This window comes from Streptomyces sp. NRRL F-5727 (assembly GCF_000719555.1).
Taxonomy (GTDB): domain Bacteria; phylum Actinomycetota; class Actinomycetes; order Streptomycetales; family Streptomycetaceae; genus Streptomyces.
In genome coordinates this window covers 1-13,723 of sequence record NZ_JOGX01000005.1, presented here as the reverse complement: position 1 = coordinate 13,723, position 13,723 = coordinate 1, and the positions used below count along the sequence as shown (strand labels likewise).

The window sequence follows — 13,723 nt, the reverse complement described above, 5'->3', positions numbered from 1 at the left end:
CGGCCCGCCCGGTCTCCGCGTGCCCCTGCCCCCTGCCCCGTCCGACCCGTCGAACCGAGGAGTCCGATGCGCCATCCAGGAACCGAAGCCCTCCGCCGCATCGGCCACCCGGTCCCGCCGCCCGATCCCGCCGACGCCTCGCCGCACGCCTTCCCGGACGGCGGCCGGTGGCGCACCGAGGTGCCGTCCGTGGAGGGGCCGGAGGCGCTGGAGGCGGTCCTCGCGGAGAGCGCGCGGCTCGACGTGCCGGTGCACCGGGTGAGCCAGGGCAGCGGCGTGTGGATGCTCACCGACGCCGAGATCCGGGAGATGGTGGCGGTCTGCCGCGAACGGTCCGTCGAGCTCTGCCTGTTCACCGGGCCGCGCGGCACCTGGGACACCGGTGCGGCGACCCGCACCGACTCGGGTGGCGCGGGCCCGCGGGCCCGGGGCCACGACGCGCTCGCGGGCTGCGTCGAAGACGCCCTGCGGGCCGCCGAGTTGGGGGTGCGGGCACTGCTGGTGGCGGACGAGGGCGTGCTCTGGACGCTGCACCGGCTCCGTACCGCCGGAATCCTGCCGTCGGAGACCCGGTTCAAGGTGTCCGCGCTCATCGGTCCCGTGAACCCCGCGTCGTACGCCGTCTACGAGCGGCTGGGCGCCGACTCCCTCAACGTGCCGTCCGACCTGACGACGGCGCACCTCACCGAGATCCGCCGGGTCAGCCGGGCGCCGATGGACCTGTACGTGGAGGCCCCGGACGACCTCGGCGGCTACGTCCGCCTGCACGAGGTGGCCGAACTGGTGCGCCGAGCGGCGCCGTTGTACCTGAAGTTCGGCCTGAGCCGGGCCGCCGGCATCTATCCGTACGGGACCCACCTGCGCGAGCACGCCCTCGCCACCGCACGCGAACGGGTACGCCGGGGACGGCTGGTGCTCGACCAGCTCGCCCGGCACGGCGCCGCCGCGACCATGTCCCCGGCCGGCTCCCACGACCCGGGCCCGCTGGCCCGCTTCCCCGTCACGGACTGAGGATCCGGGCGCTCAGCGGGCCTCGGTCACCGGCTCGGCCAGCAGGTCGTCGACGAGGGTGAGGCGGGTCTCGGGGAAGTACTCGGCGATCGCCTCCCGCATCATCGCCTCGCCCTCCGGGTCGGGGGTCCCGCACTTCTCGCGCGTCTCGCGGTCGGGCCAGCGGGCGTAGGCCACCCAGGTGTCGTCGTCCGAGCGGTGCAGGCGGGAGCCGTAGCTGCCGCACTCCTGGTGGATCGCCTGGGTCACCCGGTGCCAGCCGTCCATGAGCTGCTGCTCCCGCCCCGGCCGCACCTTCCACCGGTAGATCACCGCGAACATCTCTCCGCCTCCCTCGTCCGTCCGGCGGTCCGGGCCGCCCGGCCCGCCGTCGCCGACGACTGAACTACACCGACCAGTTCAGTGTCAATACTGAACCGTTCTGTCGTCACGGGCCGGCGAGCAGGTGCTCCCTCCCCGCCCGGAGGGTCAGCCGCCGTGTCTGCCCCGGCGCGCGGAGTTCGACGGCGGCGTCCCGGTCGGGCCGGAGCACGCACGTGTACTCCCCCGGTGCCCAGGCGAGGTCGATCCGGGCGCCGAACCGGGTCCGCACCCCGGTGAGCCGGCCGCGCGCGCAGAGCCCCGGCGGCGGCGCGGGCAGCAGCACGAGCCGGTCGGGGGTGGAGCGGACCAGCGCCTCCACGAGCAGCGCGGGCAGGGCGTGGGCGGCGTCGGCGTTGTACACGTCCCGCTTCGGGTAGTGCGCGCTCATCAGGGAGGCGTGGAAGTAGTCGCCGCCGAGGACCCGCCGGAGGGCGTCGCCCGTGCGGTCCGCGTCGCCGAGCCGGGCGGCGATCAGCCCCTGGTGGAGGTGGCCGTGGGCGGAGTCGTTCTCGCTGCCGCGCAGTTCGAGGGCGCGGGCGGCGGCCCGGGCGAGGCCGGGGGTGTCGTACGGGGTGATCGCGTCGAGCGGCCAGACGGGGTAGAGGTGGCTGAGGTGCCGGTGGTCGTAGCGGTCGCCGAGGCCGGGCCAGGCCCACTCGGCGAGGGCGCCGTCGGCGTTGACGCGGTAGGGCGGGAGGCGGTCGGCGAGGGCGCGGAGCCGGGCGGCCCGTGGGGCGGCGGCCCGGCCGGCGGCGGCGGTGAGGGCGTGGCGGGCGGCGGCGAGGTCCATGGTGGCGTTGACGGCGCCCCAGCTGCCGCCGTCCGGGCGGTTCTCCGGCGAGTAGGAGGGGACGACGGCGAGGTGTCCGTCGGGCCCGGTGCGGGTGAGGAAGTCCTCGTAGAACCGCGCCAGTTCGAGGAGCAGGCCGGTGAGCCAGGGGTCGCGGCGGCCGGCGGCCTCGTCCGCTTCGAGGAGCGGGAGGAGGAGCCAGTCGGCGGCGGCGGTCCAGAGGTGGAGGGGGTACTCGCGGTCGAAGTGGTACGCGTGGCCGCTCTCGCCGTCGGTGTGGGCGGGGGCCACGATGCCCCGGGTCCCGAAGACGGCCCGCGCGTTGTCCCGCCAGTCCGCGAACTGGCCCCGGATCAAGGCACGGTGGGCCTCGGTGACCTCGGGGAGGTCGGCGGCGACGGCGGAGGCGGTCTGCAGGGCGAGGTTGGCGTCGGTGGTGAAACCGCCGGCCCAGGCGGTGTCCCAGTCGCCGGTCCACAGGCCGCAGAGCCGGGGCGGCAACAGCCCGGACGAGGAGAGCAGGTGGTACCGGCCGGCGGCGAAGAGACGTTCCAGGAGGGCGGGTCCGGCGGGGCGGGCGAGCAACGCCGAGCCCGGCAGGGCCCGTTCGGCCGGGTCGGCGGCCAGGTCGAGGGCGACCCGGCGGTAGGCGGCGCGGTGGAGGCCGGTGTGCCGTTCGAGGAGCCGGGTGTACGCGGCGGCGGGGCCGCCCTCGCCGGCGACGGCGCGGAGGGCGGCGGCCTCCTCGGCGGGGTCGTACGGGCCGTCGTGCCGCCGGACCCGGGTCAGCAGCAGGAGCCGGCGGGCTCCCTCGACGCGGATGCCCCGGTCGGTGAGGGTGGTCCGGCCGGTGTCGGCGACGACGAGGGTGACGCCGGTGTAGCCGAGGGGTGAGTCGGGGTAGCGGGCGGCGAGCGTGAGGACGGTCTCGCCGTGGGCGGTGGCGATGCCGTGGGCGGCGGTGAGACCGGGCGGGGCGCCGTCGAGGCGGTGGTCGAGCTCGACGCGGACGCGGGGACCGGGCTCCGTGACGTACTGGACGAGGACGTCGTCGGCGCGGGAGACGAAGACCCGGCTGGTGCGGTCGCCGGGGGTGGCGCCGGCGGTGGCGGTGGCGGTGACGACGCCGGTGGTGAAGTCGACCTCGCGCCGCGCACCGGGGGTGCCGGCTGGGCCGTCGGCCGGGGCTTCGGCCGGAGCGTCGGCGCGGACGCGGGTCTGGAAGCCGGGGTGGAAGGGCTGGATCCAGCGCAGCGGTCGGCCGTCGGTGAAGGTCTCGGCCGCCGTCAGGTCGCCGGCGAGGAGGGCGTCCTGCAGGGCGCGCAGCCGGTCGGCGAGACGGGGCGGGTCGGTGTCGCCGGGCCGGTGGTGCGGGCGTACGAGGGTGTGGTGGGTGACGATCACCCGGTCGTCCCGGGGATCGCCGTACACCATGGCCCCGTGCCGGCCGTTCCCGGCGAGGAACGCGTCCTCCCAGCGGATGGCGGGCGCGGGCTCCCAGGTGCCGTGCACGGGTTCGGTCATGGGTGCTCCTCCAGGACGGCGGCGCCGAAGCGGTCGAGGGGGTGAGGGTGTGTCGTCGACGGTGGTGCCGGTGAGCAGGTCGCGGTGTGCCGCGGTGACGGTCACCTCCTTCTGCACCTGGGAACGGGGGCTACGTCTCTGTCGCCGCCGACAGCGTGAAGGTTGCCGCCGATCACGCATCGGTGGCCGGTCGGACACCCCCGGGGTCCGGCACCGAAGCCTTCCGGTGCCGGACCTCCGGCGTACGGCGGGCTAAGCTCTCGTGATCGTCCACCTGGGGGGCCCATGACCAGCACGACTTCCGTACGCCGTACCGCGCTTCTCGCGGCGACGCTCGCCGCACTCGCCGTCTCGTGCGTGACGACGCCGGAGCCGGACCGGACGGTGGAGCTTCCCCGTCCGTCCGCGACGGCGACAGCGACCGCCGCGTCCAAGGGCCCCGACGCCCTGCCCGACGACTCGACGCCCGCCACCGCAGCCACCTCGTCCGACCCGTACGCACCCGGCTCCGGCGAAGCCGTCCGTGACGCCTTCGCCACCCTCCAGGCGACGCTGAACGACTCCTGCGCGACGGACTGCGCCTACTTCCTGGGCCGTGTCCACAAGGAACTCCAAGAGCTGGACGCGGCCATGAAGGCCGACCCGAAGGGACCCGGCCACTTCCCCGAGCCGATCGCCCGGATCGCGGAACTGAACAGGACCCTCGCCGGGGACAGCTCCTTCGAGAACCTGAAGAAGCACCAGAAGGAGCTGATCGGCACCCGGGACTTCATCAACACGTGGATGCAGGACCACCCCGACGACTACCGCTGACGGCGGCGAACGCCAGCGCGGCGGCGACGAGCCCCGCGCTCAGCAGGAACGGCCCCGTCGGCCGTACCAGGACCGGCGCCGCCAGCAACGGCCCCGCCACGGCCCCCACGTTGAGGGCGGCCGTGGCGTAGGCCCCGGCGAGCGCGGGCGCCCCGGCCGCCTCGTACAGGATCCGGGCGATGAGCGTGCCGCCGAGGGCGAAGGACAGGGCCCCCTGGACGAGGAGCAGGACCAGCAGGGCCGCCGGCCGGTGCGCCAGCGCGGCGAGCGCGAGCCAGCCCGCGAGGAGCAGCGGCCCGCCGACGGCGAGGAGCCGGTCCGCGTGCCGGTCGGCGAACCGCCCCGCCAGGGTGACCCCGGCGAAGGAGCCCGCGCCGAACAGCACGAGGGCCACGGAGACCCAGGGCGCGGTGAGCCCGGCCGGCCCGGTGACGACCGGCGCGAGGAAGGTGAAGGCGCCGAAGGTGGCGGCGTTCACCAGCGCGGCGAGCACCATGACCCGTACGAGCCGGGGCGCGCGCAGCACGCGGAACTCGCCCCGCAGCGGGGCCGGTTCGGCCCGGCCGCCGGGGACGCCGCGCAGGACGCCGAGCGCGGCGGGCACGCACAGCGCGGCCACGGCCCAGAACGCCGCCCGCCATCCGGCGAGCGAGCCGAGCAGCGCGCCGCCGGGGACGCCGGCGACGGTGGCGACGGTCGTCCCGCCGAGGAGCACGGCGAGCGCCCGGGCCTTCCGGTCCGCCGGGACCATGGCCGTGGCGGAGGTCAGGGCCAGGGCGAGGAAGCCCGCGTTCGCGAGGGCGGCGGCCAACCGGCTGAGGAGGAGGACGGGGAAGCTGGTCGTCACGGCACCGACGACATGCGCGCCGAGGAAGACCACCACGAACAGGAGCAGCCCGGACCGCGCGGACCACCCCCGTGCGAGCACGGCCGTCAGCGGCGCGCCGATCACCATCCCGACGGCGAAGGCGGAGGTGAGCGTGCCGGCGGCGCCGAGGCTCACCCCCAGGTCACGGGCGATCTCCGGCAGCAGACCGGCGAGCATGAACTCCGAGGTGCCCATGGCGAAGACGGCCAGGGCGAGCAGATACAGGGGCAGGGGCACAGCAGACTCCGAGGCGGGACGAACAGGACGGGGGACGTCGTCGCGTCACCGCCGCCTGCCCGCCGCCCTCGCCGTCCCCGGCCGCGCGGACACACCCGACCGCCCGCACGGCGCTGATCGCGCTGCGGCGGCCGGTGCCTGTTCACCGGCTCAGAAGATGCGGAGGCTCAGGGGCTGGCGGCGTGACCGCGAGCCCCCCGCTCTGGATGCCTCAGGACCGGACATGCCGGGCAGGCTACGCGCCGCCCCCGCTCCCCCGCACCTGGTTTCCGTGGGCGGGGGGGGCGGTGCGGAGGCTGGTCGCCGTGCGAGGAAGGCGTTCGCCGTGCTCGGACTGCGGCCCGTCCTCGGTCGGCGGTGCGGGCCAGGCGGGTGATCGGGGGCCGGCTTCGCCGCCGCCTCTGGCGCGGCGTTCGGTCGTTCCGCTCGCCGGGGCGAGACAGTGGACGGGATTCTCGGCCGGACCGCCCCGGGGCCCTGTCGACGTCGGCGACCGGGCGTGCGTCCGACCGCCCACTCGTTCGCAAGGGATGCCTCGATGACCGACGCCGACCCGTCCTACCGTGATCTCCGCGCGCTGGTGATCAACTGCACGCTCAAGCGGTCGCCCGAGCGCAGCCACACACAGGGGCTGATCGACATCAGCACCGGCATCATGAAGCGCCAGGGGGTCGGCGTCGAGGTGCTGCGGGCGGTGGATCTCGACCTCGCGACCGGTGTGTGGCCGGACATGACCGAGCACGGGTGGGAGACCGACGAGTGGCCGGTCGTCTACTCGAAGGTGATGGCCGCGGACATCCTCGTGCTGGCCGGACCCGTGTGGCTGGGCGACAACTCCTCGGTCATGAAGCAGGTGGTCGAGCGCCTGTACGCGTGCTCGTCGATCCTCAACGACCGCGGTCAGTACGCCTATTACGGGCGGGTCGGGGGTTGCCTGATCACCGGCAACGAGGACGGCGCCAAGCACTGCGCGATGAACGTGATCTACAGCCTGCAGCACCTGGGGTACGTGATCCCGCCGCAGGCGGACGCCGGCTGGGTGGGCCCGGCGGGCCCGGGCCCGTCGTACCTGGACGAGGGCTCGGGCGGCCCGGAGAACGACTTCACCAACCGCAACACCACGTTCATGACGTGGAACCTGCTGCACCTCGCCCGGATGCTGAAGGACGCCGGCGGCATCCCGGCGTACGGCAACCAGCGCGCCGGGTGGGACGCGGGCTGCCGATTCGACTTCGAGAACCCCGAACACCGCTGAGCGGTCGCCGTCCGCACCCGTCACCCGTCAGGCGTCGGCCCACTCCCCGCCCGTCATCACCTGCCGGCCCGCGAGCTCCGGTTCCTCGTGCCACGCCTGGAGGTCCGTCGGGCGGACCCGGAACCAGCGGTACGCGGGACCCGAACGGCGCGCGTTCCAGCCGGTCTTGGCGTGGAAGCCGTCGGCGGCCTCCGCCGGGACCTCGTCGTGGGTGTACGTGGTGACCTCGCCGTCGAGGAGGACGACGTCCCGGGTGTCGCCGAGGGCGAGTCGGGTACGGGGGTTGGCGGCGAGGTTGCGGCCGGTGGGGTTGGTGAGCCGGGTGACGAGCCAGACGTCCCTGCCGTCCCAGAGGAAGGAGAGCGGCACGAGGTAGGGCAGCCCGTCGGGTCCGGCGGAGGCGACCCAGAGGTCCGTCTCCCGTTCCAGGCGCGCCCGTACGTCCTTGACCCGCTGCGCGGTGTCGCGCGGCGGAATGGCGCTGCCGGTCACCGCTTGACCGCTTCGATGAAGGCGGTGAACGCGGCGGCGGAGACGGTGAGGGCGGGTCCGGCCGGGACCTTGGAGTCGCGGAGGGGGACGAGGCCGAGGGTGGGGACGAGGTTGTGGGCGACCTCGACGCAGTCCCCGCCGTTGTTGCTGTAGGAAGACTTGAACCAGCAGGGGTGCTCGGTCATCACAGCATGCCCTTTCGTACCTCTTCGATCATGGCCACGCTGTCTGCCTGGGACAGCGACTCCGCCGCAAGCTGATGGTAGCCCGTGAGCATCGCCGCTACGGTTCCGCTCTCCCTCTCCAAGTGCCCGCGCGCCTGCGACTCCGCGTAGCAGAGCACCGTCCGGTCCGAGAGGGTGACCAGGTTCACGGGCAGGTCGAACGGACGCTTCTCGCCCATGGCGAACGGCGCCATCTGGACCACCGAGAACGGGTTCGCAGCGAACTCGATGAGACGCTCGAGCTGAGCCGCCATGACACCGGGGTGGCCGATCGGACGGCGGATGCAGCTCTCGTCCAGCACGACGAAGAGCATCGGAGGCGAAGGCCGCTCCAGGATCTCTTGCCGCTCCGCGAGGTACGCCATGCGCTCCTCGGCCTGTTCGGCCGTGATGACACCGCGAGCGACGTTGCTCGCCGCCAAAGCGCGTGCGTACTCGCGGGTCTGAAGCAGTCCGGGAATGATCCCCGTGGTGAACAGACGGATCTCCACGGCTCGCCGCTCTTGGTGGACGTACTCGGGGAAGCCCTCCAGCAGCACCCCGTGCCGTACCTGTCGACACTCGCGGTCGAACGACTCTTCGGCACCCGTAAGACCGAACGCCCTGTCTACAGCTCCCGAGAACTTGAGAGTTGAGGGTCGACTACCGATTTCGACGCCGGAAATGTGCTTGCTGGAGTACCCCGTACGCGTGGCCAGCTCCTCCTGCGTCCAGCCTCGTTCCTCCCGCATCCTGCGCAAACGTGCCCCGTACGCGGCCATGGGGCCGCTGTCCGGGTCAAGCCTCTTGCGGTTTCCCACCACTCTCCCCCAGAAATTCGTACGTTGAGGACGCTTCGACTGTAGGTCACGCTGGGTGCACCGCGTAGCGAAACGGCTACAGAGAGGAGCGCACCCATGCCAGGAAGCGACCATCCCGTCCCCGACCTAGGAACGTTCATGGCGGCGGACACCCCCGAGGGCCGCCCGCGCCTCGGAAAGGTGACCGCCTGGGACGGCGAGTTCGTGCACCTGCAGCGGCCCGGCGGCGGGGTCGTATGGACGGCGGCGCCGTACGAGCTGCGCCGGCCGTCCGACGACGAGCGCGCGCTGATCCGCGTCCTCACCACACCCGTCCCGGCGGCGGCCGCGGCCGATCCCCCGCCGCGGCGGTTTCCGGAGCCGCCCGTCGTCCTCTCCGTGGACCCCGCGCCCCCGGCCGTGCCGACGCCGGGGTGCGTCACCTGCACGGTCGCCGCCGAGCACGAGCGGCACCACCGCAGGACGCACGACCACTCCGCGGCGGCGGACTTCCGGGTCGAGATCCGCAACCACCCGCACGACGAGCCGAAACTGACGCTTCCCCGGGAGCTGCCGTGACCGTGGTTCCGGTCTACCGGATGGGGAGGCATCCGGGTCCGGAGTCCGAACTCACGATGACCGCGCGCTGCATGGACGGCGGGTGCGTGTGGGAGTCGGAGCCGACGCCGCAGCCGGTGGACGGCGCGGCCGGCTGCGTGACGCACACGGCCGCGACGGGGCACAGGACGTTCGCGGTCTGTCTGGAGTACATCGCGCTCGTGACCACCGGGGCGGCCGGGGACGAGGAAGGCAGTGGCTGACGTGGCCACCAGCGCCACCTCGTCACCAGGGTTCGCGCACGGTGAGCCGTTCGCTCAGTCGGCGGGGAGGCCGAACCAGCGGAGGAGTACGGGGCGGGCGTCGTCGGGGGCTTCCTCGGGCCCTCGGGCGTAGCGTGCGAGGAGGGCCAGATAGTCGTCGTGGAACGCGTCCAACTCGCCCTTCGTGAGGTGGGTGAGGCTGCGTGAACCCCGCATCCAGCCGTCGGACTCGGCCTGTCCGGCGGTGAACCGCCGGGCGAGCTCGACGTCCTCCTCCATCCTCATCCGGTCCAGCTCGGCCGACAGGGCGCGCTCGGCGTCGGTCAGCTCATCCTGGGGCGGTCTGCGGATGTCGAGGCCGCGCACCCCGCGCCACCAGCGCTCACGTCCGGCGGAGCGCTCGGGGATGTCCTCGATGAGGCCACTGCGCTCCAGCATGCGCAGGTGGTAGCTGAGCGTCCCGGTGTTCTCGCCGAGGGCGGCGGCGAGCGTGGTCGAGGTGGCCGGGCCCACCGCGCCGAGGTGGCGCAGGATCCGCAGGCGCAGGGGGTGTGCGAGGGCCTTGAGCGCCTGGGGACTGTCGACCGTGCGCCGCCCCGCGGCTTCCGCTCCGCGTTCTTCCGTCATGGTGCCAGTGTATCCGGACAGCAGCCTTTTCTCTGCAGACCTTCCTCTGCAGAGAAATCTCTGCAATGCTGTGGGTATGACGACGAACCGAGTGACCTCGCATCGCCCTCGCACCGTCCGCCGCTTCACCCGTGCTGCCGCGGGGGTGCTTCTCGCCGGGCTCGCCCTGGGCGCCGCACCCGCGCATGGAACCGAACGGGGCGCGGAGCTGCCGGAGTTCGACTTCTCCGCCTGTCCGACCGTGGACGAACTGCCCGCGGGTGCGGACCCCGGGACGTGGCGCTGCGAGGTCATGCACGCCACGGGGCACCTGCGTATGGGCGCCGTCGACGAGCCGCTCACCGAGCCGATGAGGATCGCCTTCGCGGAAGGCCGGGTGGGCGGTGAGTTCCGCCAGGTCTTCGGGAGGATGACCGCTGCGCCCATCAGGGTGGGAGGCACCCCGTTGACCCTGACTCCGCAGTACGGCGGCTACGCGGACTTCCTGTCCGACGAGACCCGGCGCGGCGAGTTCGACGTCAGGTTCGCCATAGGCGCGGCGCACGGGCTGCCGGCGTTGCCGTCGTCGGGCTGCTCGGTGGGCGGCGACGCGGAGGCGGTCCGCCTGGTGCTCAAGGACACCGCTCCCACCCGGGTGATATCCAGGGACCCCCTGGTCGTCACCTTCGGCGCCCAGGACGCGGAGTTCGCCGCCCCGCGTGCCGGCGGCTGCGGCACCCTGGGCCGTGCGGTCGACCGGCTCCTGGGCCTGCCGTCCGCGGCGGGGGCGAACGTCTTCGCCATGGATGTCACGGTGGCCATCCGGCCGTACCTCTAGACCGACTGGACCGACTGGACCGACTGGACCGACTGGACCGACAGGACCAGCTGGACCGGCTGGACCGGCGGGCCTCTTCGAGGAGGAAGCATGCTTACTCGTCCGTTGGCGCTGGCAGCGGGACGACGTCATTCGGTCGGACGGCGCTGGGACGGGACCGTACGCGCCGTGGGCGATTCCGCGGCCGGCGAATGCCGCGTCGAGGGCTGGGTGGACGTCGTCGAGGTGGCGGCCGGCAACGTGCACACCGCGAGGAACACGGGCAGATCCCATACGGTCGGACTGCGTTCGGACGGCACGGTGCTGGCGACGGGGTGGAACGGCGACGGACAGTGCGACGTCACCGACTGGCGTGGCGTCACGGCCGTGGCCGCGGGGTGGCGCCGCACCCTCGGGCTGCTTCGGGACGGCCGCGTGCTGGCGGTCGGCCGGAATGCCGAAGGGCAGTGCGACGTGGGGTCCTGGCGCGAGATGGTCGCCGTCTCGTGCGGTGACTGGCACTCGGTCGGCGTCCGGGCGGACGGTTCCGCGGTGGCCACGGGCAACGACCGACGACGTCAGTGCGCCGTCGAAGGGTGGCGTGACCTCGCCGCCGTCGCGGCCGGGTACTGCCACACCGTCGGCCTCAGAGCCGACGGGCGGGCCGTCGCGACCGGAGACCGGACGACCGGGGCGTGCGAGGTCGACGCGTGGGAGGACGTGGTGGCGCTCGACGCGGGCAGCCACCACACCGTCGGGGTCACCGCGTCCGGCCGGGCCCTTGCGACGGGGGACGACAGCCACGGACAGTGCGACGTCGGCGACTGGCGCGACATCGTCGCCGTCGCGGCCGGTTCGACGCACACCCTCGGCCTGCGCGCCGACGGCACGGTCCTGTCCGCGGGGAACGCCGCCGACGGCCGGTGTGCGGTCGACGCCTGGACCGGGATCCGGCTTCCATGACAGCCCGCCTCCGTGCCGCCGAGCGAGCCGGGCACGCTACACGCCGTCCCAGAGGCCCCTGCGCTGGAGGCGCGCCTGCCGGCGCCGCTCCGCGACCGCCGTCGAGCCGTAGATCAGTCCGGCGACCAGCGCCGGCACCAGCGCGCTCAGACCCGCCTCGAACAGCGACAGAACGAGCCCGACAGCCACGGCGGTACCGAAGCCGGCGGCGACCGGGTGGCGCGCCACCCACTGCTGGAACCGGGTCGGAGGCTCCTCTCCGCCCAAAGCCCGGTCCAGGGAACGAACTGTGCCTCGCACACGGCCGGAGCCCGAGTTCCCGCCTGACATGGCGTCCTGCCTCCCGTCCTGGCAGGGTCTCGGGCGCACGACTCGCTTTCGAGGAGCCCGGCCTGCCGTTCATGGACCCTACGCACGGAGCGACGCCGGTTCTTCGGCCTCGGCGCACCCATTTCGTCGCTCGAAGTTGCCGTGACCCGGCAAAGTTCACTCCGGCTTCCGTCCCGGCCCCGAAATGCGTGGACGGGCCCGCGCCTTGTCGCCTACGGTGGGGCTCCACGCCCTGATACGGACGGAAGGAGGCGAGTGCCGTGCGGTTCACACCTTTCCAGCGCTCCCCCTTCCACCGGTCCGGCGTGGTGGTCCGTCAGTTCTGACGGCCGGCCGGGAGCGCACCACACAGCCTGCATCCCGGAGGACATCCCATGACCGATCTGGTCATCCGCACGCTTTCCGCGAGCGACGTTCAGCTCTTCGACGCGCTCCCCGATCCCCTCGGGGCCCGAGAGAACCATCGGCGTACCCTCTTCCGCCCCGAGTGGAAGCGGGTCGCGCTGCGCGACGGCGAGGTCGTCGCGCGCGGGGCCTGGTGGGGCGGGCCCGACGACACGGAGCCCGTGAACATCAACTGGTTCGACGTGGCCGAGGGCGAGGAGGAGGCCGGGGCCGAGCTGCTGCGGTCCGCGCCCTGGCGGGTCGAGCTGGAGATCAACCTGCCCGGCGACTGGCGGGAGGAGGCCGGCCGGCGCGCCGCCGCCGAGGCGCGTTTCGCCGCCGCCCGGGCCGCCGGGTACGAACCCCTGGTGGAACGCTTCCTGTACCGGTGGACGCCGGAGCTCGGGCTGCCCGGGCGGCCCGGCCGCCTGCGGTTCGACGCCGAGCCCGACGACGCCGTGTTCTTCGACGCGCTGCGGCGCATCCACTCCGTCACCCTGGACGCCCACGCGCTCAGGGCCGTCGAGGAGGGCGGCCTCGACCAGGCCGCCCAGGAGGAGCTGGACTTCTTCCACTGGTGCCCGTCCCCACGGGAGTGGTGGCAGGTCGCTCGTACGCCGGAGGGCGAGCTGGCGGGGATCCACATCCCGGCCCACAACCCGTCCGGGCCGACGATCGGCTTCATCGGGGTCGTCCCGGAACAGCGCGGTCACGGGTACGCGTACGACCTGCTCGCCGAGTGCACCCACTTCCTCGTGGAGCAGGGGGCGGAGTTCGTCAGCGCGGCGACGGACCGGGGCAACGTCCCCATGGCGGCGCACTTCGCCAAGGCCGGCTTCCCCGTCATCAGGGAGCGCGTCCACTTCCATCCGGTGAGCCGCGCGGGCTCCTAGCGAAGGGCGGCCCGCGCGCCCGGGCCGTCCTGCTCCCCGCCGTCCTGCTCCCCGCCGCCCGGCGGGGAGTACAGCGCCCCCTGGACGTACTCCATCGCCTTCGTGAAGACGGGGTCGCCGAGACGGCGGTTCATCTCGGCCTCGTCGACGTCCTCGAGGTGCGTCTGGATCCACCAGAGGTTGCCGTAGGGGTCGCGGACGCGGCCGACGAGGTCACCGAAGAACAGGTGGGTGACCTCGGTGACGGAGGTACCGCCGGCCTCGACCGCGCGCCGGTGGACGGCCCTCGCGTCGTCCACGTACAGGCGGAGGAACGCGGGGGTCGGCGCCCAGCCCGGCGGGCTGTCGAAGGCCATGATCCGGCCGTTCCCGATGCGCAGCTCGGCGTGGCCGATCGTGCCGTCGTCCAGCACGAAGCGGCCCAGGTCCTCGGCGCCGAAGGCTCGTTCCAGGTAGTCGATGAGGCCGGCCGTGTCGGAGCCGATGATCCAGGGCGTGACGGTGGTGTAGCCCTCGGGGACGGCCTGGACGGGGGCGGGGTCGGGGGTGGCGG

At 73.5% G+C, this 13,723-nt stretch carries 17 protein-coding genes; 8 read left to right on the top strand and 9 right to left on the bottom strand.

Features of this window, described 5'->3' with window-relative positions; all coding sequences use genetic code 11:
• The first annotated feature begins 66 nt into the window (after positions 1-66).
• Positions 67-1,011 (top strand): hypothetical protein, encoded by a 945-nt coding sequence (locus tag IF73_RS0105495; RefSeq protein WP_031004034.1) that lies wholly within the window; start codon positions 67-69, stop codon positions 1,009-1,011.
• Between the two features lie 12 nt (positions 1,012-1,023).
• On the opposite strand, the gene IF73_RS0105490 is transcribed toward IF73_RS0105495, so the two are convergent.
• Both IF73_RS0105490 and IF73_RS0105485 read right to left on the bottom strand, forming a co-directional pair.
• Complete coding sequence (locus IF73_RS0105490) at positions 1,024-1,332, bottom strand: putative quinol monooxygenase (protein ID WP_031004032.1); 309 nt, start codon at positions 1,330-1,332, stop codon at positions 1,024-1,026.
• A 106-nt stretch (positions 1,333-1,438) separates the two neighbouring features.
• On the bottom strand, positions 1,439-3,688 hold the full coding sequence (locus IF73_RS0105485) for a glycosyl hydrolase family 95 catalytic domain-containing protein (RefSeq protein WP_031004030.1): 2,250 nt from the start codon (positions 3,686-3,688) through the stop codon (positions 1,439-1,441).
• 285 nt (positions 3,689-3,973) lie between these two features.
• Here IF73_RS0105485 and IF73_RS0105480 point away from each other — a divergent pair, with 285 nt between their 5' ends.
• Positions 3,974-4,501 carry a hypothetical protein gene (locus IF73_RS0105480; RefSeq protein WP_031004028.1) on the top strand — a complete coding sequence of 176 codons (528 nt, stop codon included), beginning with the start codon at positions 3,974-3,976 and terminating at the stop codon, positions 4,499-4,501.
• Here the strand turns inward: IF73_RS0105480 and IF73_RS0105475 are convergent.
• A complete protein-coding gene (locus IF73_RS0105475; protein ID WP_037878342.1) occupies positions 4,461-5,606 on the bottom strand; it encodes a Cmx/CmrA family chloramphenicol efflux MFS transporter in 1,146 nt (381 codons plus the stop codon). The two genes, IF73_RS0105480 and IF73_RS0105475, sit on opposite strands and share 41 nt — an antisense overlap.
• A gap of 538 nt (positions 5,607-6,144) precedes the next feature.
• Here IF73_RS0105475 and IF73_RS0105470 point away from each other — a divergent pair.
• Positions 6,145-6,861 carry a flavodoxin family protein gene (locus IF73_RS0105470; protein ID WP_031004024.1) on the top strand — a complete coding sequence of 239 codons (717 nt, stop codon included), beginning with the start codon at positions 6,145-6,147 and terminating at the stop codon, positions 6,859-6,861.
• 27 nt (positions 6,862-6,888) lie between these two features.
• Here IF73_RS0105470 and IF73_RS0105465 read toward each other — a convergent pair whose 3' ends face one another.
• Genes IF73_RS0105465 through IF73_RS0105455 form a run of 3 tightly spaced genes read right to left on the bottom strand, consistent with a single transcriptional unit; the run spans position 6,889 to position 8,377 of the window.
• Positions 6,889-7,353, bottom strand: coding sequence for a pyridoxamine 5'-phosphate oxidase family protein (locus IF73_RS0105465; protein ID WP_031004021.1), 465 nt, complete (start codon positions 7,351-7,353; stop codon positions 6,889-6,891).
• The gene (locus tag IF73_RS0105460; protein ID WP_031004019.1) at positions 7,350-7,538 is read right to left on the bottom strand and encodes a DUF397 domain-containing protein; all 189 of its coding nucleotides are present in this window, start codon (positions 7,536-7,538) and stop codon (positions 7,350-7,352) included. Before IF73_RS0105460 ends, IF73_RS0105465 begins: the two co-directional genes overlap by 4 nt.
• The gene (locus tag IF73_RS0105455; RefSeq protein ID WP_031004017.1) at positions 7,538-8,377 is read right to left on the bottom strand and encodes a helix-turn-helix domain-containing protein; all 840 of its coding nucleotides are present in this window, start codon (positions 8,375-8,377) and stop codon (positions 7,538-7,540) included. Before IF73_RS0105455 ends, IF73_RS0105460 begins: the two co-directional genes overlap by 1 nt.
• 96 nt (positions 8,378-8,473) lie before the next feature.
• Here IF73_RS0105455 and IF73_RS40280 point away from each other — a divergent pair, with 96 nt between their 5' ends.
• Both IF73_RS40280 and IF73_RS40275 read left to right on the top strand, forming a co-directional pair.
• A complete protein-coding gene (locus tag IF73_RS40280) occupies positions 8,474-8,935 on the top strand; it encodes a hypothetical protein (protein ID WP_158821922.1) in 462 nt (153 codons plus the stop codon).
• Positions 8,932-9,177 carry a hypothetical protein gene (locus IF73_RS40275; protein WP_031004013.1) on the top strand — a complete coding sequence of 82 codons (246 nt, stop codon included), beginning with the start codon at positions 8,932-8,934 and terminating at the stop codon, positions 9,175-9,177. Before IF73_RS40280 ends, IF73_RS40275 begins: the two co-directional genes overlap by 4 nt.
• 54 nt (positions 9,178-9,231) lie before the next feature.
• On the opposite strand, the gene IF73_RS0105440 is transcribed toward IF73_RS40275, so the two are convergent.
• Complete coding sequence (locus IF73_RS0105440; protein ID WP_031004011.1) at positions 9,232-9,804, bottom strand: ArsR/SmtB family transcription factor; 573 nt, start codon at positions 9,802-9,804, stop codon at positions 9,232-9,234.
• A 76-nt stretch (positions 9,805-9,880) separates the two neighbouring features.
• Here IF73_RS0105440 and IF73_RS0105435 point away from each other — a divergent pair, with 76 nt between their 5' ends.
• Positions 9,881-10,621: a hypothetical protein gene (locus IF73_RS0105435; protein WP_031004009.1), complete on the top strand. Its 741-nt coding sequence runs from the start codon at positions 9,881-9,883 to the stop codon at positions 10,619-10,621.
• 90 nt (positions 10,622-10,711) lie between these two features.
• Positions 10,712-11,563: an RCC1 domain-containing protein gene (locus tag IF73_RS0105430; protein WP_031004007.1), complete on the top strand. Its 852-nt coding sequence runs from the start codon at positions 10,712-10,714 to the stop codon at positions 11,561-11,563.
• Between the two features lie 36 nt (positions 11,564-11,599).
• Here the strand turns inward: IF73_RS0105430 and IF73_RS38535 are convergent, their stop codons facing one another.
• Positions 11,600-11,752, bottom strand: coding sequence for a hypothetical protein (locus IF73_RS38535; RefSeq protein WP_158821920.1), 153 nt, complete (start codon positions 11,750-11,752; stop codon positions 11,600-11,602).
• A 515-nt stretch (positions 11,753-12,267) separates the two neighbouring features.
• Here IF73_RS38535 and IF73_RS0105420 point away from each other — a divergent pair.
• The gene (locus IF73_RS0105420; protein ID WP_031004003.1) at positions 12,268-13,170 is read left to right on the top strand and encodes a GNAT family N-acetyltransferase; all 903 of its coding nucleotides are present in this window, start codon (positions 12,268-12,270) and stop codon (positions 13,168-13,170) included.
• On the opposite strand, the gene IF73_RS0105415 is transcribed toward IF73_RS0105420, so the two are convergent.
• The coding region (locus IF73_RS0105415; protein ID WP_234338165.1) for a VOC family protein at positions 13,167-13,723 on the bottom strand (557 nt) is incomplete at its 5' end. The genes IF73_RS0105420 and IF73_RS0105415 overlap by 4 nt on opposite strands.